This window comes from Streptomyces sp. NPDC101219 (genome assembly GCF_044767675.1).
Classification (GTDB): Bacteria; Actinomycetota; Actinomycetes; order Streptomycetales; family Streptomycetaceae; genus Streptomyces.
Genome location: NZ_JBIWOK010000014.1, coordinates 119,821 through 138,612, shown reverse-complemented (window position 1 = coordinate 138,612; position 18,792 = coordinate 119,821). Strand labels below are relative to the sequence as shown.

The window sequence follows — 18,792 nt, the reverse complement described above, 5'->3', positions numbered from 1 at the left end:
GGGGCCCGGCACCCGCTCGTCCCCGCCTCCGGCGGCTCACACCCGGTTCGCGTACGACAAGGAGGCTGCCCATGTCCGCCGAACCGTTCCTCCCCACCCCGCCCCCCGCCGCCCGCTTCGGCGTCTGGCTCATCGGGGCCCGCGGCTCCGTCGCCAGCACCGCCATCACCGGCTGCGCCGCCGTCGCCGCCGGACTCCACCCGCCGACCGGCATGGTCACCGAGACCGCCGACTTCACCGACTGCGGCCTGCCCCCGCTGTCCTCCCTCGTCTTCGGCGGTCACGACACCGTCGACTGCCCGCTGCCCAAGCGTGCCGAACACCTCGCCGCCGGCGGCGTCCTGCCCCACGGCCTGCCCGCCGCCGTCCACGCCGAACTCCTTGCCGCCGACCGGGAGATCCGGCCGGGCGGTCCGCAGCCCGGCACCCCCGGCGACGCCCCGGTCGCCACCGGGGACGACGGGCCGGCCCGCACCCAGGACGACTGGATCGACGCCTTCGCCGCCGACATCCGCGACTTCGTCCGCCGCAACGACCTCGCCGGCGCCGTCGTCGTCAACGTCGCCTCCACCGAGCCCGCCCCCGCCGACGGCGCCCTGCCGCCCAGCTCCCTCTACGCGGCCGCCGCCCTCCGCGCCGACTGCCCCTACGTCAACTTCACCCCCTCCGCCGGCCTGCACCACCCGGCACTCGCCGACGCCGCCGAGACCGCGGGCCTGCCCCACGCGGGCCGCGACGGCAAGACCGGACAGACCCTGCTGCGCTCCGTCCTCGGCCCGATGTTCTGCCAGCGGGCCCTCGCCGTGCGCGCCTGGTCCGGCACGAACCTGCTCGGCGGCGGCGACGGCGCCGCCCTCGCCGACCCCGCGGCCGCCGCCGCCAAGAACGGCGGCAAGGAACGCGTGCTCACCGACACCCTCGGCACCACTCCCGAGGGCGAGGTCCACATCGACGACGTGCCCTCCCTCGGCGACTGGAAGACCGCCTGGGACCACGTCGCCTTCGACGGCTTCCTCGGCTCCCGCATGATCCTCCAGACCGTGTGGCAGGGCTGCGACTCCGCCCTCGCCGCCCCCCTCGTCCTCGACCTGGCCCGCCTCACCCTGCGCGCCCGGCAGAAGGGCATCACCGGGCCGCTGCGCGAACTCGGCTTCTACTTCAAGGACCCGGTCGGCGACGGCCCGGCCGCCCTGGCGGAGCAGTACGCGGACCTGCTGACCCTGGCCGCACGCCTCCGTGACGACGCCGGCGGGCCGGCGGGCCCGGACGGCGGGGACGGAGGGGACGGAGGGGACGGAGTGCGGGATCGGCGCGGCCCGCATGGCCGGCCTGACCCGCAGGGCGGGCATCACCAGCACGGCTCGGAGGTACGGCGATGACCGGCCGGGGCGCGTTCGCAGAGGGCCGGTTCCCGCCGAGCACGTCGGTCACGGGCGCGTCCGGAGCGGCGTGGGGCCCGTCCGGGTCCGGCACGTCCGGCTCCGCGTGGGGCTCCTCCGGGTCCGCTTGGGGCTCCTCCGGGTCAGCGTGGGGCTCCTCCGGGTCCGCGTCGGGCACGTCGGCGTCGCACCCGCACGACCGGTTCGACGCGTCCGCCAAGGCCGGAACGGCGGACGCACCCGCCCCGGCCCCCGCGCTAGCCCCCGTCCCGCCCGCCGACGGCGATCCCCACGCCGCTGACCCGCACATCGGCCCCGGCCGACTCGGTGCCTGGGCCGAACTCCTGCGCCTGCCCGCCCTGTTCACTGTCCCCGGCGACGCCCTGGCCGGTGCGGCGGCGGCCGGTGCGCGGCCCGGGGTGCGGACACTGCTCGCCATCGGCTCCTCCGTGTGCCTGTACGAGGCGGGCATGGCGCTGAACGACTGGGCGGACCGCGAGGAGGACGCCCGGGAGCGGCCGCACCGCCCGATCCCGTCCGGCCGCATCCGCCCGGCCGCCGCCCTCACCGCCGCGGGTGCGCTCACCGGGGCGGGTCTGGCACTGGCCGCCGGGGCGGGACGCCCCGCCCTCGCCGTGGCCGCGCCGCTCGCCGCGACCGTGTGGGCCTACGACCTCGCCCTGAAGCACACGCCCGCCGGACCGGCGGCCATGGCGGCCGCCCGCGGACTCGACCTGCTCCTCGGCGCCTCGGTCACCGGAAGCGCCGAGGTCGACGGTGGCCGGGGCGGTGGTGCGGGCCGTGCCACCCGGGCCGCCCTGCCCTCCGCCGTGCTGCTCGGCAGTCACACCCTGGCCGTCACCGCCGTGTCCCGCCGGGAGACCACCGGCGGGGCGGTCCTGGCCCCCCTCGCGGCGCTCGCGACGACCGGGGCGCTCGCCCGGCTCGTCACCCACCGCCGCACCCAGCTCCCGGCAGGCCGGCGGGCAGCAGCCGCCCCCGGCCTGCCGGGCTCCGTCCCGGCCGCGCCCGCTTCTCCGGCCGCCGACGTCCTGGCCACCGCCCTGGGCGCCGCCTACGCCGCCACCGCCGCCCGGCCCTACTTCCACGCCGCGCTCAACCCGTCACCCCCGCTCACCCAGCGCGCCGTCGGCGGCGGCATCCGCGCGACGGTCCCGCTCCAGGCCGCGCTCGCCGCCCGCGCCGGCGCCCCCGCGACCTCCCTGCTGGTCGCGGCCCTGGCCCCGGCGGGACGGTGGTTCGCGCGGCGGGCCGCGATGAGGAAGGTGAGCATCACATGAGCCGCGACGCGTCGAGGAACCGGCACGGGGGCAGCGGCGACGCAGCACAGCCGCCCTCGCAGGAGCCCGTCCCGCTGCGTTTCGGCTACGGCACCAACGGCCTCGCCGACCTCCGTCTCGACGACGCCCTCCGCCTGCTCGCCGACCTCGGCTACGACGGCGTCGGTCTGACCCTCGACCACATGCACCTCGACCCGATCGCCCCGGACCTGGCCGCCCGCACCCGCCGGGTCGCCCACCGGCTGGACGCGCTCGGCCTGGGCGTCACCGTCGAGACCGGTGCCCGCTACGTCCTCGACGCGCGCCGCAAGCACGGCCCGTCGCTCCTCGACCCGGACCGGGACGACCGGGCCCGACGCGTCGACCTCCTCCTGCGGGGCGTCCGGGTCGCCGCGGACCTGGGCGCCCACGCCGTGCACTGCTTCAGCGGCACCCTCCCGGAGGGAACCGACGCGGACACCGCCTGGAAGCGCCTCGACCAGTCCCTCACCCCGGTGCTGGAGGCAGCCGACGCCGCCGGTGTCCCGCTCGCCGTGGAACCCGAACCCGGCCACCTCCTGGGCACCCTCGCCGACTTCCACCACCTGCGCCGCCTCCTCGGCGACCCCCAGCCCCTCGGCCTCACCCTGGACATCGGCCACTGCCAGTGCCTGGAACCCCTCTCTCCCGCGGACTGCGTCCGCGAAGCCGCTCCCTGGCTGCGCCACGTGCAGATCGAAGACATGCGGCGCGGTGTGCACGAGCACCTCCCCTTCGGCGACGGCGAGATCGACTTCCCGCCCGTCCTCGCGGCCCTCGCCGACACCGGCTACCGGGGCCTGACCGTCGTCGAACTGCCCCGCCACTCCCACGCGGGCCCCCACTTCGCCGCCCACTCCCTCCCGTTCCTCCGCGCGGCCGCCCCGCCGAGGGCAGGCACCCCCGCCACCGACGCGTCCGCCAGGTCCTCCGACACCGACTCCTCCACCAGTTCCTTCATCACCACCTCCTCCTCCGATCCCGTCCCCCCACACGGCGATCCCTCCGCCACCCCCGAAGGGAGCACCACCCCATGAACAGCCCCGATGCCGTCCCGGCGACCCCGGAGGCAGACCCAGCAGGCGTCACCCCGGCCACCGCCACCCACCCCGTGGCGGAAACTCAGGCCGACGCTCCCGCCGCCCGCTCCGCGGCAGCGGCACAGTCCCACCCCCGGGCCGATCACCAGGCCGGTCACCAGGCCGACCACCGCACCGGTCATCCGGCCGTCCTCCCGCCCGCCGATCTGCGCCGCCTGCTCGCCGACCGCCTGGACGCGGCCGCCCGCGCCTGGCTCGACCGGGCCCTGGAGGAGGCCGCCGAACACCCGGGCACCCACGGCCCCATTTCGGTGTGGGAGCTCCGGCTCGCCGAGGCCGGCCGCCGCTGCGGGCCCGACCACGCCGACGCCGCCCGCGTCCTCATCCTGGACGCCGCCCGCGCCGACACGGACGCCCTCAACCGGGTCTACTCCCAGGGCACCGCCGCCGAACGCCGCGCGGTCCTGCACGCCCTGGCCCACCTCGTGCCCGGCCCGGACGCCGTCCCGCTCGTCGAGGACGCCCTGCGCACCAACGACACCCGGCTGGTCGCCGCCGCCCTCGGCCCCTACGGCGCCCGGCACCTCGACCCCCACGCCTGGCGGCACGCCGTACTGAAGTGCCTGTTCACCGGTGTCCCCGTCGACCGGATCACCGACCTGGCCCGGCGTGCCCGCGGCGACGGCGAACTCGCCCGCATGCTCGGCGACTTCGCCGAGGAGCGCACCGCCGCCGGCCGCCCGGTCCCCGACGACCTGCACCGCGTCCTCGCCCTCACCGCGACCGCCGGCGCCGCCGACGCCGCCGCGCCGACGCCCGCCCCGGACCGCCCGCTCACCCCGCACCACCCCCCTACGGACGCCCCCCACGCCGACACCCCCCACGCGGACGACCCCCACGTCAAGGAGACCTGATGCGCCTCTTCGACCCCCACATCCACATGACGTCCCGGACCACCGACGACTACCAGGCCATGTACACCGCGGGGGTCCGCGCCGTCGTCGAGCCCGCCTTCTGGCTGGGCCAGCCCCGCACCTCCCCGGCCTCCTTCCTGGACTACTTCGACGCCCTCCTCGGCTGGGAACCCTTCCGCGCCGCCCAGTACGGCATCGCCCACCACTGCACCCTCGCCCTGAACCCCAAGGAGGCCAACGACCCGCGTTGCGTGCCCGTCCTCGACGAACTGCCCCGCTATCTCGTCAAGGACAACGTGGTGGCCGTCGGCGAGATCGGCTACGACTCCATGACCCCCGCCGAGGACAACGCACTGGCCGCACAGCTCCAGCTCGCCGCCGACCACGGCCTGCCCGCCCTCGTGCACACCCCGCACCGCGACAAGCTGGCCGGACTGCGCCGCACCCTCGACGTCGTCCGCGAGTCCGCGCTGCCCATGGACCGCGTCCTGATCGACCACCTCAACGAGACCACCGTCAAGGAGGCCAAGGACAGCGGCTGCTGGCTCGGCTTCTCCGTCTACCCGGACACCAAGATGGACGAGGACCGGATGGTCGCCATCCTCCAGGAACACGGCCCCGAGCGGGTCCTGGTGAACTCCGCCGCCGACTGGGGCAAGAGCGACCCGCTGAAGACCCGCAAGGTGGCCGACCTCATGCTCGCCGAGGGCTTCACCGACGACGACGTCGACCTGGTGCTGTGGCGCAACCCCGTCGCCTTCTACGGGCTCAGCGGCCGGCTCGCCCTGGATGTCCCCGCCCCCCTGGACACCCACGAGGGCAACTCCATCCAGCGCGGCGCCCCCAAGGACGCGCCCGGCCCGGCCGCCGTCCCCGCCGCGGAGGCGTGAGCCATGCGCTTCCGCCATCCCGACGGCTCCACCGTGCACCTCGCCTACTGCACCAACGTGCACCCCGCCGAAACCCTGGACGGCGTCCTCGCCCAGCTCCGCGACCACTGCGAGCCCGTCCGACGCCGCCTGGGCCGGGACCGTCTCGGCATCGGCCTGTGGCTCGCCAGGGACGCCGCCCGCGCCCTCGTCGGCGACCCCTCCGCCCTGCGCGGCCTGCGCTGCGCACTCGAACAGCGGGGCCTCGAAGTCGTCACCCTCAACGGCTTCCCCTACGAGGGATTCGGCGCGGACGAGGTCAAGTACCGCGTCTACAAGCCCGACTGGGCCGACCCCGAGCGGCTGGAGTACACGACGGCCCTGGCCCGCGTCCTCGCCGGGCTGCTCCCCGACGACGTCACCGAAGGCAGCATCTCCACCCTGCCGCTGGCCTGGCGCACCGTCTACGACGACCGGCGGGCCGCCACCGCCCACACCGCCCTGCGCACCCTCGCCGAACGCCTCGACGCCCTTCAGGACCTCACCGGACGCTCCGTCCGGGTCGCCCTGGAACCGGAACCCGGCTGCGTCGTCGAGACCACCCGCGACGCCCTCGCACCGCTGACCACGATCGGCCACGACCGCATCGGCATCTGCGTCGACACCTGTCACCTCGCCACCTCCTTCGAGGACCCGCACACCGCCCTGGACGACCTCACCCGGGCCAGGGTGCCCGTCGTCAAGTCCCAGCTGTCCGCCGCCCTGCACGCCGAACGGCCTCACCTCCCCGAGGTCCGCGAGGCGCTGGCCGCCTTCGCCGAGCCCCGCTTCCTGCACCAGACCCGCACGACCACCGCCGCCGGCCTGCGCGGCACCGACGACCTCGACGAGGCCCTGACCGGCACCGCCCTGCCCGACACCGCACCCTGGCGGGCGCACTTCCACGTCCCGCTGCACGCGGACCCCGTCGCACCCCTCACCTCCACGCTGCCCGTGCTCACCTCCGCCCTCGCCCGCCTCGTCGGCGGCCCGCACCCGCTCACCCACCACCTCGAGGTCGAGACCTACACCTGGCAGGCCCTCCCGCCCGAGCTGCGCCCCAAGGGCCGCACCGCGCTCGCCGACGGCATCGCCGCCGAGCTCGCCCTGGCCCGCGACCTCCTGACGGACCTCGGCCTGAAGGAGCTCCCATGAGCCGCCCCACCCCCCTCCTCGTCCTCGACGTCGTGGGCCTCACCCCGCGTCTCCTCGACCACATGCCCCACCTCAAGTCCCTCGGCCGGAGCGGCTCCCGCGCCCCCCTCGGCACCGTGCTGCCCGCCGTCACCTGCGCCGCCCAGTCCACCTTCCTGACCGGCACCCTGCCCGCCGAGCACGGCATCGTCGGCAACGGCTGGTACTTCCGCGAACTCGGCGACGTCCTGCTGTGGCGGCAGCACAACGGCCTCGTCGCCGGCGACAAGCTCTGGGACGCCGCCCGCCGCGCCCACCCCGGCTACACCGTCGCCAACATCTGCTGGTGGTACGCGATGGGCGCCGACACCGACATCACCGTCACCCCCCGCCCCGTCTACTACGCCGACGGCCGCAAGGAACCCGACTGCTACACCCGGCCGCCCGCCCTGCACGACGAACTCACCGAGAAGTTCGGCACCTTCCCTCTGTTCCACTTCTGGGGCCCCGGCGCCGACCTCGTCTCCAGCCGGTGGATCATCGACGCCACCCGCCACATCATGCGCACCCGCCACCCCGACCTGACCCTCTGCTACCTCCCTCACCTCGACTACGACCTGCAGCGATACGGCCCCGACGACCCCCGCTCCCTGAAGGCGGCCGCCGACCTCGACGCCGCGATGGCCCCGCTGCTGGACGACGCCCGCGCAGAGGGACGCACCGTCGTCGCCCTGTCCGAGTACGGCATCACCCGCGTGAACCGTCCCGTGGACATCAACCGGGCCCTGCGCCGCGCCGGACTGCTGGAGGTGCACACGCAGGACGGCATGGAGTACCTCGACCCGATGGCCTCCCGCGCCTTCGCCGTCGCCGACCACCAGATCGCCCACGTCTACGTGCGCCGCCCCGAGGACCTCGACGCGACCCGCGCCGCCCTCGACGGACTGCCCGGCATCGAGCAACTCCTCGACGACGAGGGCAAGAAGACCCACCACCTCGACCATCCCCGCTCGGGGGAACTGGTCGCCGTCGCCGAACCGGAGGCCTGGTTCACGTACTACTACTGGCTCGACGACGACCGCGCGCCCGACTTCGCCCGGCTCGTCGAGATCCACCGCAAACCCGGCTACGACCCGGTCGAACTCTTCATGGATCCCCTCGACCCCTACGTCAAGGTCAAGGCCGCCACCGCGCTGGCCCGCAAGAAGCTGGGTCTGCGCTACCGCATGGCGGTGGTGCCTCTCGACCCGTCGCCTCTTCGCGGCAGCCACGGCCGCCTCCCCGCGAGTGACGACGACGGTCCGCTCCTCATCTGCTCCACCCCCGATGCCGTGGGCGACCGCGTCGCGGCCACCGATGTCAAACAACTCCTGCTCCGCCTGGCCGGACTCGACCGGCCGACGCACGACGTACACCCGCACGAAGCGCAGCCGCACAACGCGCACCCGCACAACGCGCACCCGCACGACGTGCGCCCGCACGACCCCGTGTGACCGCACGCCTCACACCCGCCGCATCCCGCCCGTACACGGCCTTCGGAATGCGACTACCGAGATCCGACTACCGAGAGTGAAACACACGACACTGACAACGGCCGGTCCCGGTGGCCCCGGCACCGGCCGCGACCCGGAAGGCAGGCCCCCCGTGACGCTCCGTCCCGAACCCTCCCGCACCGAACCCGCCACCCTCGGCGACGCACCCGACGAGGCCTTGCGCCGCAGCCTCGGTGTGGGCCGGCGCCGCTTCCTCACCACCTGCACCGCCGTGGCCGCCGGAGCCGTCGCGGCCCCCGTCTTCGGCGCAGCGCCCGCCCTCGCCCACGGCCGGGACAGAGGCCACGGCCACGGGCACGACCACGGCCATGGGCGTGGGCAGGTGCTCGTCCCGCCGCACAAGCGCGGCATCATCCTCTACACCGTCCGCGACGCCACCGCCCGCGACCCCCTCGCGAGCGACCTGCCCTCCGGCTTCCGCGAAGTCTTCAAGCAACTCGCCCGCCACGGCTACCGCCAGGTCGAGTTCGCGGGCTACCGCCAGCACGCCAACGCCCCCGGCGGCGACAACCTCGAAACCGTCAAGGGCGCCAGGCTGCTGCGCCGCTGGCTCGACGACCACGGACTGCGCGCCCAGGGCAACCACGGCTTCATCCCGCCGTCCTGGCCGCTCACTTCCGCGGACAAGGACACCTTCAAGAAGCACCTGGAGATCGCCAACATCCTCGGTATGGACCACATGGGCACCGGCGGCGACCCCACCGGCAGCTCCCACCGGGCCGACTGGGACGTGGCCGCCGACAAGTGGAACGCGCTCGGCGCCATCGCCCGCCGTGCGGGCATCAAGCTCTACACCCACAACCACGACAGCGCCTACGGCTTCCTCCTCGACCGCGGACCGCTCGACGACCAGGGCCGTCCCACCCGCAGCTCCGGCATCCGCAAGCTGGAGTACTTCCTGAAGGTCACCGACCCGAGGCTGGTCTGGCTGGAGATGGACATCTTCTGGGCGCACGTCGCCCAGTACAAGTTCCACACCTACACCGCCGCCGACGGCTCCACCCGCAGGAACGTCTTCGACCCGGCCGCCCTGGTCGCCCGCCACAACAAGCGCTACCCGCTCTTCCACGCCAAGGACGGCGTCGTCGACACCACCAACGGCATGGGCTGGGACATGGTGCCGTTCGGCACCGGCGACATCGACTACACGACGTTCTTCTCCCGGGTCGGGCTGCCGAACTACCGCAACCCGATGGTCGAGGACGACAACTCCCCGAGCGCCACCGACCCCGCGCAGTCGTTGCGGGAGGCGAAAATCAGCTACGACAACATGGCGGCCCTCCGCAAGCGCCGCCGCTGACGCCCGCTGACGGCCGCAGCCCGTGCGGGCCGTCCAGAGCCGGCCCGATCAGACCGGATCCGGCCGGCTCCGGCCGCCGCCCGGTCGGCCCGGCGCGTCAGCCGATGCCCTGGCGGTCCGGCCGGAGCGCGAACGCCCGGTCCGCCGGGGTCGGCGCGACCCGTTCGACGGCCTGCCGCAGCAGCTCGCGGTGCCGCCGGAGCGGCTCGCACCGCTCCGGCGGCACGAGCAGCAGCAGGTCGTCCAGCCCGGCCAGCAGCCGCCGCGTCACCTGCGGCGTCCCCGCGGCACAGCTGCGCACCTCGGCGAACCCCAGGTCCACCAGCGCCTCCCACCCCGGCAGCGGCTGCACCAGCCGGACCGTCCCCGACCGGTCCCGGTGCAGCGCCACGTCCAGTGGCCGCCGCGACAGCGCCGCCAGCAGCTGCACCACGCGGTCCATGGCCTGCACGGCCGTCGTCGGATCGTTGATCGCCGTGGACAGGGCCCGCAGCGCGATGTCCGACAGCTGCCGCAACCCGAACCCGAGGTCCTGATGGAAGGTGCGCTCCACACCGACGCCCATCGTGTTCCGCAGGACACGCGGGGGAGGGGACTGCCCGCCGTGCACCGCGATCACGGGCATGCCGGGCACCACGAAGTCCCCGATGCGCGGCACCAGCCGCAGCACCACCCCGTGCCGCCGGGCCACCCGCACCAGCCGCGCGATGTGCACGTCCCGCAGCACCCCCGCCCGGCCCTCGTGCGCGACCCACGCCGTCACCGGCCCGAGCTCCGGCCGCGCGTCGCCGTCCCGCACCGCCGGCATGAGCGCGACGGCCCGGAAGGACTCCACGGCGATCCGTGCGATCACATGACTGACCCGCATCAGCCGCAGGGTCGTGTTCACGTACATCACGAACAGCAGCAGGCTCAGCGCCACCATCCCCAGCGTGAGGACCGACTGCACCAGCGGAACGGTCACCACCCGGCGGGGGTCGGTCGTGCTGTCGAAGGCGGTCAGCACCAGCAGCGTCAGGACGAACGTCGCGAGGAAGACGGCGAAGGTGGCCTTGGTGATCCGGCTCCGGACGAAGATCCGCACCACCCGTGGCGTGAACTGACCGCTCGCCATCTGCACTGCGACCAGCGAGATACTGAAGACCACACCGATGAAGGTCATCATCGCCGAGCTGACCGCGCCGACCACGGTCTTCACGTCCTCGGCGAACCGCACCAGATCGTCGAGCGTCTCGAAGTCGCCCTGCTCCCGCAGCGAATCGACGATCGCCGTGTCCAGCTCCTCCGTGACCAGCCACACCACGAAGACGATCACCATGGCGGCCGTGGGCGCGAACCAGAACGAGTCCCGCAGGTGCTCCCGGAGCGGTGACAGGGCCCGCCGCCGGCGACCCGGCAGCGCACGGTGCGTCATCATCCAGTCACTCATGGTGTGACCCTAGGCGGATCCGGCCCCCAGGTCCCGGAGCGCCGCCGGAGCGAAGGAAACGCAGGTGAAGGGCGCTGCCAAACCTTGGTATGGTGGTCCATGTCGCCGCGGGGCCCGCCCCCTGCACGGCGGCGAAACACCTGGTCCGGGTGGCGGAATGGCAGACGCGCTAGCTTGAGGTGCTAGTGCCCTTTATCGGGCGTGGGGGTTCAAGTCCCCCCTCGGACACTCGCAGAAAACACAGCCACGGGTCGAGTTCATCTCGGCCCGTTTCCCTTGTCCGGGGTACTTGCCCGGCCTCCTCCCGCAGGTGTCGTCGGGCTTCCCGTCCCCCGCCCGCGGGACTTCACCTCCCCCCGCCCGCGGGCTTCACGTCCCCCGGCCCGCCCCCGGGACAACCAGCCGCGGAAATTGCGTGGCCGCGGCCTCCCGCCCTTCCCTACACTCGCCGATCAGCAGGCGCCGTCCCGTCCCGGGGGCGCCGCACCGTGACCACAGTGAGGGGAGCAGGCCATGCGTGACCACGCCGCCGTCGCCGCTCCCCGTTCCCGGTCCGCCCGGTCAGAGGTGATCCTGGTGTCCCCGGCCGTCCGGTGCCCGCTGCGCGGCCGGTACCGGATGCCCGCGACGCACGTCTGAGCCGACGAACCCCGCCCGCCGGGGGTGTGCCCCGCCGTGCGCCGGGCGACATCGCGCTGCCCTTCTCCGTACCAGCCGAAAGGCACGGGCCATGCGCACCGACCCTCTCACCACCGTCCGCAACCTCGGCATCCTCGCCCATGTGGACGCCGGCAAGACCACCGTCACCGAGCGGATCCTCTACGCGACCGGCACCACGCACCGGCGCGGCGAGGTCCACGACGGCACCACCGTCACCGACTTCGACCCCCAGGAACGCGACCGGGGCATCACCATCTTCTCGGCCGCCGTCAGCTGTGCCTGGCAGGGGCACCGCATCAACCTCATCGACACCCCCGGACACGTCGACTTCGCCGACGAGGTGGAACGCTCCCTGCGCGTCCTCGACGGCGCCGTCGCCGTGTTCGACGCGGTCGCCGGAGTGGAACCGCAGAGCGAGGCCGTGTGGCGGCAGGCGGACCGGCACGGAGTACCGCGGATCGCGTTCGTCAACAAGATGGACCGTCCCGGCGCCCGGCTCGACGACGCCGTCGCCTCCCTCCGCGGACGGCTGCACCCCGCACCCCTGGCCGTCCAGTTCCCCATCGGGGCGGAGGACACCTTCACCGGTGTGGTCGACCTCCTGCGCATGCGGGCGCTGACCTGGACCGACGAGGGCGAGGCACGCGACCCCGGACCCGTCCCGGACGAGCTGCGCGAGGAGACGCACCGGCGGCGCCGGCTGCTGGAGGAGACCGTCGCCGAACTGCATCCGCGCGCCCTGGAGGAGTTCTGCGCCGCGGGTTCGCTCGGCACCGGCACCCTCGAATCCGCCCTGCGGGACCTGACCCGCAGCGGTGACGCGGTCGTCGTCCTGTGCGGCTCCGCCTACCGGAACCGCGGCATCGAACCGCTCCTGGACGCCGTGCTCGCCTACCTGCCCTCGCCGCTCGACGTCCCGCCGGTCCGCGGCACGGACGACGACGGCCGCGAGCGGGAACGGGCCGCCGACCGCAGCGCACCGCTGGCCGCGCTCGCGTTCAAGGTGACCGCCACCGCCACCGGGCGCCTGACCTACCTGCGCCTCTACGCGGGAACCATCGAGAAGGGAGACACCGTGTGGGACGCCACCGCGCGGCGCACCGAACGCATCGGGCGCATCCTGCGGGTCCGTGCCGACCGGCACGCCCCGCTCGACCGTGCCGTCGCCGGGGACATCGTCGCCGTGGTGGGCCCGAAGTCCGCGCGCGCCGGATCCACCCTCTGCGCGCCCGACGACCCGCTGCTTCTCGAACCTCCCGGAGTCGCCGAGCCGGTGGTGTCCGTGGCCGTCGAGGCGTCGAGGGGCACGGACACCGGCCGCCTGGCGGCCGCGCTGGCGCGGATCGCCGAGGAGGACCCCTCGCTGGTGGTGCGCACCGACCCCGAGACCGGGCAGACGGTGCTGTCCGGCATGGGCGAACTCCACCTGGAGGTCGCGGTGGAGAAGATCCGGCGCGAGCACGGGATGGGCGTCGGCGTGGGCCGCCCCCGGGTCAGCCACCGGGAGACGGTGGCCCGCGGGGTGTCCGGATTCGTGTACCGGCACGTCAAACAGGACGGCGGTGCGGGGCAGTTCGCGCACGTCGTCCTCGACGTAGAACCGCTTCCGTCCGCGGAATCCGGCTTCACGTTCCGTTCGACGGTGACCGGCGGGCGGGTGCCGCAGGAGTACGTCCGGGCGGTCGAGGCCGGCTGTCGGGACGCGCTGGCGGAGGGCCCGCTGGGCGGCGACCCGGTGACCGGCCTGCGGGTCACCCTCACCGGCGGGTCCACGCACGTGAAGGACTCGTCGGACACCGCGTTCCGCACGGCCGGGCGGCTCGGTCTGCGGGACGCCCTGCGGGCCTGCGGGATGGTCCGGCTTGAGCCGGTCGTCGAGGTCTCCGTCACCGTGCCCGAGGACGCGGTGGGCGGGGTGCTCGGTGACCTGGCCGCCCGCCGCGGCCGGGTGACGGGCTCCGTCACCCGGGCGGGCGCGACGGTCGTCACCGCGACCGTGCCGCTGGCCGAACTCTTCGGCTACGCGACCCGGTTGCGCAGCCGCACCCGGGGCCGCGGCACTTTCACCGGCCGGCCCACCGGCTACGCCCCCGCGCCCCCGCGGTAGGCCCGCACCCGTGAGGGGCCCGGCGGGCGGCCCCTCCCGCGCCCTCGACCGGGAGGGGCCGCCCGCCCCAGGACCACGGCGCACCACCGTCCGCCCGGGACAGCACCGCCCGTGGGTGCATAACACCGCCCGTCGGTCAACGGCACCGTCGGTCGCTCAGGGGTAGGACACCACCTTCGACGGCACCGTGTCCGAGCCCGATGTCGGCGCCCCGGTGTCGTTGATGACGCACTCGTACTGGCCGTTGCCGCTCAGCGAGACGACCAGCAGGTGGTGGAAGCGCACCCCGGGGCGCACCGGGGCGGCGAAGCCGTGGTGCTGCACGATCGTGGGGTTGACGTTGTAGTAGCAGTAACTGCCCATGCCCCAGCCCTCGTGGCTGCGGACGTGGTCGCCGACCTTGTACGCGGCATAGCCCTTCATGGAGCCGTTCTGGATGGCGGACTGGTCGGGGGCGTCGTACGCCTTCTCGTTCTGGAAGAAGATGGTGCGGCCCCGTTCGCCGTTCCACTGCACGTCGTACTTGTTGAAGTGTTCGACGAACAGGCCCGTCGCCAGGACGTCGTGGCCGTTGACGACGACGCCGTAGTCGCAGCGGTTGGTCTCCCAGCCGACGCCGTCGCCGTGGTCGGCGCGCCACACCCAGGTGTGGTCGATGATCGTATGCCGGGCGTTGACGACCATGCTGGTCGTCGCCTTGCCGGGCCCGGCGCCGCCGATCCGGATGAACACGTCCTGGACGGTGATCGGGTTGGCGGAGTGGCCGCGGGAGGCGCCGCGCGGCCCGACCTCCAGCAGGACGGGGGAGTTGACCGGGCCGGCGTCGATGAGGAAGCCCGCCAGCCGGACTCCGTCGACGTCGGCGACCCGCATCGCGGTGACGCCGTTGTCCGGGATGAGGGTGGCGTAACCCAGGCCCAGCACCACGGTGTTGGGCCGGTTCACGCGCACCGGCCGGTCGACGTGGTAGATCCCCGGCGTCAGCAGCAGGTGCAGGCCCTGGTCGAGCGCCCGGTTGAGGGTGGCCGCCGAGTCGCCGGGCCGGGCGACGTAGAAGCGCTCCAGCGGCAGCGAGGTGCCGCGCGGGGTGCCATTGCCCCAGGTCACCCCGCGCGCGTTGGTCCGCAGCGCGGGCAGGAACACGCGGTAGCGGTCCCCGTCGAGGTACAGGAAGGGCTTCTCCCGGGAGCGGGGTGTGGTGGTCAGCGTGGTGTACGGCGGCTCGGGGAACGTCTGTGCCGGGGCACCTTCGACGCCGGAGAACACCATGTTCCACACGGCGTTGGTCCAGCCGCCCACCGCACTGTCCCGCGTGTACCACTGCTGCTGGGAGTACGGGCCGACGGTGCCGTCGATGCGGCTGTCCGCGATGTAGCCGCCGCTGGCCCAGCCGTACCCGTCGGGCGCGAGGTTGAGGTCGCCCCGGACGTGCATCCGGCGGAACGGCGCGGCCTGGGCGACGGCCCACCGGTTGGTGCCGTTGACCGGGACGACGGCCAGGTTCTCCGCCGAACGCCAGAAGTTCTGCGTGGCGTTGCCGTCGAACCAGCCCGCGTCGACGGTGATGTCGCCGTGGATCGTGGTGTCGTCGGGGGAGAGGCCCAGCCCGGAGATCGAGGTGTAGAAGCCGATCTGCGCGTTGAGCCCGTGGTAGGCCCCCGGCTTGAACAGCAACTGGTAGCGCCCGGGTCCGAACTGGTCCGACTCCTGCCGGGCGAACACCTCGTCCAGCGTCTCCTGGATGTTCCGCGTGGCCGGGTCGAAGACGAGCACGTCGGGGCCGAGGTCGCCACCGCCCTTGAGACGGCGGGGCCTTCCGCGGTGGTCCGGCGCGGCGGACGCCGTGCCCGGCAGGGCGGCGGCCAGCAGGGGAGCGGCGGCCGCGGCACCGAGGACGGTGCGCCGGCCGAGCGCGGGCTGCCCCGATGTTCCGGGCGAACTCGCGGAGGCGATGGGGGAGTCGGACGTCATGGGGCGGCTCTCCTGTTCAGGAAGCGAACGTGGTCCGGTTCAGAAAGTGAACGGGGTGAGGTGTTGGGAGCGCTCTCTCGCCGGTGAATGGTTCATCCCTGGAACAGATGCGTCAAGGGGTGAGGCGCGAGTCGGTACGAGCGGCACCGCCCTCGGTCCGCCGCGGACGAGCGTGCCCAACCCCTTGACGCGGCGCGCCCGGAGCATTTAACTCACGTCCTGAATTAAGTCGTGAGGATCACGTCACCGGGACGCGCCCCATGCAGCCTTTGCGTGAACAGCCTCGGCGCTGGGAGACCACCCCCGCTCACTCCCGGAAAGGGATTTCACGAGCCATGCGCAGCATCCGAGCCGTGCCGTGGGCCTCCAGGGCTATTCCACCCTCGACGACGTGTACTGGAACCAGATCATGGCCGCCTCCCTGGGTGGTGAGCGTCCCCATGGTCGCGGGCTTCCTGCTCCTGCAGCGCTACCTCGTCGCCGGCCTGACCGCGGGAGCGGTCACGTGACCGCCCCGCCCTGACCGCCCCGCCCTGACCGCCCCGCCCTGACCGCCCCGCCCTGACCGCCCCGCCCTGACCGTCCCGCCCTGACCGCCCCGTGATGACGACCGCCCTGCACCGACCGCCGGGCGGCCAAGCCACGTGACCGACCACCGCACCCTCGCGGAAGGACCCCAGTGACCATCGACCTCTCCGCTCTCCCCGAAGACTTCCTGTGGGGCACGGCCACCTCGGCCTACCAGATCGAGGGGGCCGTGACGGAGGACGGCCGCTCACCCTCCATCTGGGACACCTTCTCCCGCAGCCCCGGCGCGGTCGACAACGGCGACCACGGCGACACCGCCTGCGACCACTACCACCGCTGGCCCGAGGACATCGACCTCATGCGCCGCCTCGGCACCAACGCCTACCGCCTGTCGGTCGCCTGGCCCCGCGTCGTCCCCGGCGGCGACGGCCCGGCCAACTCCAAGGGCCTCGACTTCTACGACCGGCTCGTCGACGGTCTGCTGGCCGCCGGCATCACCCCGTCCGTCACCCTCTACCACTGGGACCTGCCCCAGACGCTCCAGGACCGCGGCGGCTGGCCCGTACGCGAGACCGCCGAACACTTCGCGGCGTACGCCTCCGTCGTCGCCCGCCGCCTCGGCGACCGCGTCCACCACTGGGCCACCCTCAACGAGCCCCTGTGCTCCGCCTGGATCGGCCACCTCGAAGGCCGCATGGCCCCCGGCCTCACCGACCTCACCGCTGCCGTCCGCGCCTCCTACCACCTCCTCCTCGCCCACGGCCTCGCCACCCGCGCCGTCCGCGCCGCCGCCCCGGGCGCCCAGGTCGGCATCGTCAACAACCTCTCCACCATCCACCCCGCGAGCGACACCCCCGAGGACCGGGCCGCCGCCGCCCGCATGGACGGCCACACCAACCGCTGGTGGCTCGACCCCGTCCACGGCCGCGGCTTCCCCACCGACATGCGCGACGTGTACGGCGTCGAACTCCCCGAGAAACCGGGCGACTCGGCCGCCATCGCGTCCCCCCTCGACTGGCTCGGCCTCAACTACTACTTCCCCCAGGTCGTCACCGCCGATCCGGACGGCCCCGCCCCCCACGCCACCGCCGTCCGCCGGGAGGGCGTGCCCCGCACCGGCATGGACTGGGAGATCGACCCCACCGGCATCGAAACCCTCCTCCTTCGCCTCACCCACGAGTACGGCGCCCGCCGCCTCTACGTCACCGAGAACGGCTCCGCCTTCCCCGACACCGTGCGCCCCGACGGCACCGTCGACGACCCCGAACGCCGCGCCTACCTGGAGGACCACATCGCCGCCTGCGCCTCCGCCGCCCGCAAGGGCGCACCGCTGGCCGGCTACTTCGCCTGGTCGCTCCTGGACAACTTCGAATGGGCCTACGGCTACGACAAGCGCTTCGGCCTCGTCCACGTCGACTACGCCACCCAGACCCGCACCATCAAGGGCTCCGGCCACCGCTACGCGGAGATCATCCGGGCGCACCGGGGGAGGGACTCTCGGGCTGCGTGACCCCCGGTGCGGTCGTTCCGGGGACCACGCCTCAGCCGAGGGCGTCCCCCGCCTCCCAGGGGCTCGGCCCCGAGCCGTCCCGCCAGCGCAGGAGGTCCGGACCGTTCACACAGACGATCCCGCACTGCTCGGCGTACTCGAGTGCGGGGCCGGTGAAGTCGCTGGTGGTCACCATGACGGCCACGTCCGCCCCGTGCACGGTGAAGCACGTGCCGCCGAACCGCTGCATGTCCTGGGAACCGACCCGGTTCGTGTCGCCGTACCGCTTGCACTGCACGATGAGGAGACGCCCGTCCGAAGTCCGCGCGACCACATCGGCACCGAGGTCTCCGGCCCCGCCCACGACCTCGACGTCACGACACCCGTCCCGGCGGCACAGTTCGGCCACCGCCTCCTCGAACTCGTAGGGATCCAGGGCTTCGTAGGCCGCGAGAAGCGGGTCCGCGGCCGGGTCGACGAGGACGGCGGTCTGTTCGGGCTCCAACAGGCCGCCCTCGGCCGGCACTTCCGCCGCACCTGCGCCACCGGGGGCAGGGGAGCCCGCCGGGGTGACCGGAGCGCTGGGCAGGGCGGGGTCGCCGGGGCGGACCGGGTCGGCGACGGGCGGAGTGTCGTCGAGCACGTCCACCGCGGTCTCCGCCGCGGCGTCCAGGGCCTGCGCGGCCCGGCGGGCGAGCTTCACCGCCGATATCCGGCGCCTTCTTCGCCAGAAGGCGATGCCCCCGGCCGCCACCAGGAGGGCCAGCGCGAGCGCCCAGGCAGGACGACGCTCGGCCGCGGCGGCCACCGTCCGGGCGGTCAGCCCCGTCAGGGTCACGATGACGGCGAGAAGCAGGAAGTACATGGCGGTCTTGCGCAGTTCGAACGAACGACGGGTGCGCACGGAGTCCGACGCGGCGGGTGCGTGTGATGCGGGCACGGCCATGGTGATGCTTCCTCCCGGGAGACACCGACGAAGGTCAACCACCGACTGCCCAGGTACGCGATGTTGTACCGGCAACGTTGATCACGGCTTTGCTCGCCGGGGCTCCAAGTGCCGG

At 73.8% G+C, this 18,792-nt stretch carries 14 protein-coding genes, 1 tRNA gene and 1 pseudogene; 13 read left to right on the top strand and 3 right to left on the bottom strand.

Features of this window, described 5'->3' with window-relative positions:
- The first annotated feature begins 71 nt into the window (after positions 1-71).
- The 8 genes from ACIRPP_RS25710 (at position 72) to ACIRPP_RS25675 (ending at position 9,547) form a co-directional block, all read left to right on the top strand.
- Positions 72-1,379 (top strand): inositol-3-phosphate synthase, encoded by a 1,308-nt coding sequence (locus tag ACIRPP_RS25710; protein ID WP_403647150.1) that lies wholly within the window; start codon positions 72-74, stop codon positions 1,377-1,379.
- Between the two features lie 308 nt (positions 1,380-1,687).
- Positions 1,688-2,680, top strand: coding sequence for an SCO3242 family prenyltransferase (locus tag ACIRPP_RS25705; protein WP_403647273.1), 993 nt, complete (start codon positions 1,688-1,690; stop codon positions 2,678-2,680).
- Complete coding sequence (locus ACIRPP_RS25700; protein WP_403647147.1) at positions 2,677-3,735, top strand: sugar phosphate isomerase/epimerase family protein; 1,059 nt, start codon at positions 2,677-2,679, stop codon at positions 3,733-3,735. The genes ACIRPP_RS25705 and ACIRPP_RS25700 overlap by 4 nt, the downstream gene beginning before the upstream one ends.
- Positions 3,732-4,652: an EboA domain-containing protein gene (locus ACIRPP_RS25695; RefSeq protein WP_403647144.1), complete on the top strand. Its 921-nt coding sequence runs from the start codon at positions 3,732-3,734 to the stop codon at positions 4,650-4,652. The genes ACIRPP_RS25700 and ACIRPP_RS25695 overlap by 4 nt, the downstream gene beginning before the upstream one ends.
- Positions 4,652-5,542 (top strand): TatD family hydrolase, encoded by an 891-nt coding sequence (locus ACIRPP_RS25690; RefSeq protein WP_403647141.1) that lies wholly within the window; start codon positions 4,652-4,654, stop codon positions 5,540-5,542. The genes ACIRPP_RS25695 and ACIRPP_RS25690 overlap by 1 nt, the downstream gene beginning before the upstream one ends.
- A gap of 3 nt (positions 5,543-5,545) precedes the next feature.
- Entirely contained in the window at positions 5,546-6,715 is a 1,170-nt protein-coding gene (gene eboE / locus ACIRPP_RS25685) for a metabolite traffic protein EboE (RefSeq protein WP_403647138.1), read from the top strand.
- The gene (locus ACIRPP_RS25680; RefSeq protein ID WP_403647135.1) at positions 6,712-8,187 is read left to right on the top strand and encodes a nucleotide pyrophosphatase/phosphodiesterase family protein; all 1,476 of its coding nucleotides are present in this window, start codon (positions 6,712-6,714) and stop codon (positions 8,185-8,187) included. The genes eboE and ACIRPP_RS25680 overlap by 4 nt, the downstream gene beginning before the upstream one ends.
- Before the next feature lie 151 nt (positions 8,188-8,338).
- On the top strand, positions 8,339-9,547 hold the full coding sequence (locus ACIRPP_RS25675) for a sugar phosphate isomerase/epimerase family protein (protein WP_403647132.1): 1,209 nt from the start codon (positions 8,339-8,341) through the stop codon (positions 9,545-9,547).
- A 97-nt stretch (positions 9,548-9,644) separates the two neighbouring features.
- Here the strand turns inward: ACIRPP_RS25675 and ACIRPP_RS25670 are convergent, their stop codons facing one another.
- A complete protein-coding gene (locus ACIRPP_RS25670) occupies positions 9,645-10,976 on the bottom strand; it encodes a DUF2254 domain-containing protein (RefSeq protein WP_403647130.1) in 1,332 nt (443 codons plus the stop codon).
- A gap of 143 nt (positions 10,977-11,119) precedes the next feature.
- Here ACIRPP_RS25670 and ACIRPP_RS25665 point away from each other — a divergent pair.
- The 3 genes from ACIRPP_RS25665 (at position 11,120) to fusA (ending at position 13,743) form a co-directional block, all read left to right on the top strand.
- Positions 11,120-11,204 (top strand) — tRNA-Leu (locus tag ACIRPP_RS25665).
- 285 nt (positions 11,205-11,489) lie between these two features.
- The gene (locus tag ACIRPP_RS25660) at positions 11,490-11,615 is read left to right on the top strand and encodes a hypothetical protein (RefSeq protein ID WP_403647127.1); all 126 of its coding nucleotides are present in this window, start codon (positions 11,490-11,492) and stop codon (positions 11,613-11,615) included.
- A 91-nt stretch (positions 11,616-11,706) separates the two neighbouring features.
- Complete coding sequence (gene fusA, locus ACIRPP_RS25655) at positions 11,707-13,743, top strand: elongation factor G (RefSeq protein ID WP_403647124.1); 2,037 nt, start codon at positions 11,707-11,709, stop codon at positions 13,741-13,743.
- Positions 13,744-13,899: 156 nt separating this feature from the next.
- Here the strand turns inward: fusA and ACIRPP_RS25650 are convergent, their stop codons facing one another.
- Positions 13,900-15,714, bottom strand: a complete 1,815-nt coding sequence (locus ACIRPP_RS25650) for a coagulation factor 5/8 type domain-containing protein (protein WP_403647121.1) — start codon at positions 15,712-15,714, stop codon at positions 13,900-13,902.
- 355 nt (positions 15,715-16,069) lie between these two features.
- On the opposite strand from ACIRPP_RS25650, the pseudogene ACIRPP_RS25645 reads away from it, so the two are divergent.
- Positions 16,070-16,223 (top strand): annotated as a pseudogene (locus ACIRPP_RS25645) (carbohydrate ABC transporter permease); the annotation flags it as partial.
- A gap of 170 nt (positions 16,224-16,393) precedes the next feature.
- On the top strand, positions 16,394-17,752 hold the full coding sequence (locus tag ACIRPP_RS25640; protein WP_403647118.1) for a GH1 family beta-glucosidase: 1,359 nt from the start codon (positions 16,394-16,396) through the stop codon (positions 17,750-17,752).
- Positions 17,753-17,783: 31 nt separating this feature from the next.
- Here the strand turns inward: ACIRPP_RS25640 and ACIRPP_RS25635 are convergent, their stop codons facing one another.
- On the bottom strand, positions 17,784-18,677 hold the full coding sequence (locus ACIRPP_RS25635; RefSeq protein WP_403647115.1) for a restriction endonuclease: 894 nt from the start codon (positions 18,675-18,677) through the stop codon (positions 17,784-17,786).
- Between the last annotated feature and the right edge of the window lie 115 nt (positions 18,678-18,792).

Bases quoted from the DNA above. Each gene is read 5' to 3' on its own strand.
- ACIRPP_RS25710 (WP_403647150.1), top strand. From the start codon at position 72: ATGTCCGCCGAACCGTTCCTCCCCACCCCGCCCCCCGCCGCCCGCTTC.
- ACIRPP_RS25700 (WP_403647147.1), top strand. From the start codon at position 2,677: ATGAGCCGCGACGCGTCGAGGAACCGGCACGGGGGCAGCGGCGACGCA.
- ACIRPP_RS25695 (WP_403647144.1), top strand. From the start codon at position 3,732: ATGAACAGCCCCGATGCCGTCCCGGCGACCCCGGAGGCAGACCCAGCA.
- ACIRPP_RS25690 (WP_403647141.1), top strand. From the start codon at position 4,652: ATGCGCCTCTTCGACCCCCACATCCACATGACGTCCCGGACCACCGAC.
- eboE (WP_403647138.1), top strand. From the start codon at position 5,546: ATGCGCTTCCGCCATCCCGACGGCTCCACCGTGCACCTCGCCTACTGC.
- ACIRPP_RS25680 (WP_403647135.1), top strand. From the start codon at position 6,712: ATGAGCCGCCCCACCCCCCTCCTCGTCCTCGACGTCGTGGGCCTCACC.
- ACIRPP_RS25670 (WP_403647130.1), bottom strand. From the start codon at position 10,976: ATGAGTGACTGGATGATGACGCACCGTGCGCTGCCGGGTCGCCGGCGG.
- ACIRPP_RS25660 (WP_403647127.1), top strand. From the start codon at position 11,490: ATGCGTGACCACGCCGCCGTCGCCGCTCCCCGTTCCCGGTCCGCCCGG.
- fusA (WP_403647124.1), top strand. From the start codon at position 11,707: ATGCGCACCGACCCTCTCACCACCGTCCGCAACCTCGGCATCCTCGCC.
- ACIRPP_RS25650 (WP_403647121.1), bottom strand. From the start codon at position 15,714: ATGACGTCCGACTCCCCCATCGCCTCCGCGAGTTCGCCCGGAACATCG.
- ACIRPP_RS25635 (WP_403647115.1), bottom strand. From the start codon at position 18,677: ATGGCCGTGCCCGCATCACACGCACCCGCCGCGTCGGACTCCGTGCGC.